The sequence below is a fragment of the Shigella sp. FC1967 genome, from assembly GCF_001743005.1.
In the GTDB taxonomy this organism is placed as follows: Bacteria; Pseudomonadota; Gammaproteobacteria; order Enterobacterales; family Enterobacteriaceae; genus Proteus.
The window spans coordinates 1-1,236 of the sequence record NZ_MIIZ01001029.1; the positions used below are offsets into that span (position 1 = coordinate 1).

A 1,236-nucleotide genomic window follows, 5' to 3' on the forward strand; every position below is an offset into this window, starting at 1 on the left:
ATGGAATTAGAGCATATTTTATTTTGCCCCTGAAAAAAAATCACTTTCAGTGCAAGCATTTTCAAGATGATCTCGCATTAAGTTTTAGAAAAAAAATAAGAAAAAGACAGCTTAAGTAACTACCTAAAATCTATTTTTAACAGTTAAAACAATAAATTAAAAATAAGCCTAATAAAAAAAACGCCCATTGACTTGAAGTCAACTTCAAGTTGTATGATGCAAATTCTTTCTTTATTTGTATCAATGGAGACTTTTTTATGCCTAAATCAGTTTGGTGGTTGGCATTTTCTTTAGCGCTTTTTATTACAGGCAACGCATTGGTTCTTTCTGTCGCCGTTATCGTTGGTGAACAACTTGCTAAAGATCCTATTTATTCAACAGTTCCGTTATTAAGCCAATATATTGGCATTATTTCAGCCACTATTCCTATGGCCTACTTTATGATGAAATATTCACGGAAGGCTGGCTTTATAATTGGTAATATTGCGGGTTTAGTGGGGGCTTTATTTGCTATTGCCGGAATATATTATCAGAACTTAATTTTATTTTCGGTAGGAACATTATTTACGGGTGTAGCTATTGGTACAGCACAACAATATCGATTTGCTGCCATTGAAGAAACGCCAGCTAATCTGCATGCAAAAGCAATTGGATTGGTCATGAGTGGTGGCATTATTGCGGCCATTATTGGACCAACCTTAGCCATTGCCTCTCGTCAGTTTTTTACTGATTATCCTTTTATAGGCCCTTTTCTTTCCCTCGCGGTTATTTATATTTCGGCATTTATTCTATTGTGGAAAATTCCATTAAAAAAAAGTGGTTAAAGACACAACAATACATAGGGAAAAAACCAGAAGTTACTGTCAACTTTATCGCCAACCATTGTTATTTTTGGTCACAATAGTCAGTGCGTGCGGTTATGGTATTTTAGTTTATATCATGGCGGCAATCCCGTTATCAATGAAGCAAAATGGGTTTGAATTTGCCACTATTGCTTTTGTATTTCAGTGTCATATTTTAGGGATGTTTGCCCCCTCTTTTATTACAGGTCAACTCATCCACCGATTTGGAGTAAAGACGTTCTTTTTCATTGCAATCATATTGCTCATCATCGCTCTCACCATTAATTTAACGGGAATAAGTGTCTATCACTATTTCATCAGTTTTGTTCTTATCGGCATTTCATGGAATCTAAATTTGATTAGTTCGACACATTTATTATCCAATACCTATTTA

General features: G+C 34.7%; 1 protein-coding gene and 1 pseudogene. Both read left to right on the forward strand.

The genetic code is table 11. From position 1 onward, the window contains the following. Positions 1-257 precede the first annotated feature (257 nt). Complete coding sequence (locus tag BHE89_RS26295) at positions 258-824, forward strand: MFS transporter (RefSeq protein WP_286146264.1); 567 nt, start codon at positions 258-260, stop codon at positions 822-824. A gap of 115 nt (positions 825-939) precedes the next feature. After that, positions 940-1,236 (forward strand): annotated as a pseudogene (locus tag BHE89_RS26300) (MFS transporter); the annotation flags it as partial.

Coding starts and splice junctions, on each gene's coding strand:
- BHE89_RS26295 (WP_286146264.1), top strand. CDS start 258: ATGCCTAAATCAGTTTGGTGGTTGGCATTTTCTTTAGCGCTTTTTATT.